Origin of the sequence: Vibrio sp. Vb0304, assembly GCF_033338995.1 — a bacterium.
Lineage (GTDB): Bacteria > Pseudomonadota > Gammaproteobacteria > Enterobacterales > Vibrionaceae > Vibrio > Vibrio alginolyticus.
The window spans coordinates 1-1,235 of the sequence record NZ_JAWOTT010000199.1 but is presented as its reverse complement, the minus strand read 5'-3'; the positions used below and the strand labels follow the sequence as shown (position 1 = coordinate 1,235).

The following is a 1,235-nucleotide window of genomic DNA, read 5'->3' as shown; positions in this document are numbered from 1 at the left end:
ACTTCCCTTTTGTAGAAGAAGAAACGGTAATTTGGGTGAAAACAGGACATTTGCCGCTCGGAAGTTGAATGGAAATACGAAACTTTAAGGACATAACAAACAAGTAAATCGGCTCGTTAATACGAGCCGATACTCATTGCTTGGTTAAGAACCCATAATTCGGGAGTGCAGCCAGTCTTTTAGCTCCGCTCGATTATGTTTGAGCACATTCATGGCGTGGTCGTCTATCGGGCTGCCTTGCAGCTCTAATACACGAATCTCTTTATCGAGTGCGTTATAGTTTTTAACGTTTTCAGCAAATGATGCATCGTTTTGGCTAAGCTGAGTGATGGTATCCAAATGTTCTGGGAATTCATGGGTTAATGAGTGATTTTCACCTAACATAGAGACCTCTTGAGTGGCGTTATTGATATTTGTCTTGCTTGTTTTTTAAGCAATTCAATATTAACCATAGCACTTCATTCGGGGTGATATCGTCGAGTTGACCACACTTTTACGCAACGCATTTAATTTACAACACCTTAACATTTGGTATTCAAAAGCCACCATCTCCTGCGCAAAATCTCATCATTTTCTACTACATTTAATAGACTTCCCACTAAGAAGGTAACCCCAATGAACACCATAAAATTCAGCCTAGTTGGTGCAGCGGTGGTAGTAGCGCTCTTTGGCTGTAACTCTGACAGTAATACCATCACCACGACAACCCCTGTCACTCTATCCGTCTCTGATGCGCCTATAGACGACGTTTCCGAAGTGGTCATCACTTACAGCAAAGTCGCTTTCCTTCCTCTTGATGGCGGATCACCACAAATTTTTGAGGTGTATAAAACCGATGAAGAAGGCAATTACGTGGATGAAAACGGCGATCCAATTCCTGATGGTGAAGATCCTCTGCCGTTGAGTGTTAACTTGCTCAACTATCAAGGCAGTGATGTCCAAGAGCTGGTTGAAGATGAAGTGATTCCTTCTGGCAACTATAAGTTGTGTGTGTTTGCCAATGATGGCGCTCACCCCGACTACCCATCGTATGTGATTGACGAAGCGACAGGAAATCAAATCCCACTGACCGTCAAAGGCGATGGTGCTTGTCCTCAAGGCGTGGGTAAAGAGCCTAACTCTGGGGTATTGTTCTTTAACAACACCTTTGCGGTTAATCCTGATAACAATGAATTCGTAGTCGAGTTTGATCTGCGTCGAGGCTTAAAAGACGGAACGGGTCAAAACGAAGGCTA

2 protein-coding genes are annotated in these 1,235 nt (G+C 43.5%); one reads left to right on the top strand and one right to left on the bottom strand.

Annotated elements, in window-relative coordinates; translation table 11 throughout:
- Positions 1-144: 144 nt before the first annotated feature.
- Positions 145-384 (bottom strand): YdcH family protein, encoded by a 240-nt coding sequence (locus R7P35_RS24965; RefSeq protein ID WP_005479911.1) that lies wholly within the window; start codon positions 382-384, stop codon positions 145-147.
- Between the two features lie 231 nt (positions 385-615).
- Here R7P35_RS24965 and R7P35_RS24960 point away from each other — a divergent pair.
- Positions 616-1,235 (top strand): DUF4382 domain-containing protein (locus R7P35_RS24960; protein ID WP_318093067.1); only part of this gene is annotated, 620 nt, incomplete at its 3' end.

What these genes read in the sequence shown, in the direction of transcription:
- R7P35_RS24965 (WP_005479911.1), bottom strand. Translation starts at nt 384, where the DNA reads ATGTTAGGTGAAAATCACTCATTAACCCATGAATTCCCAGAACATTTG.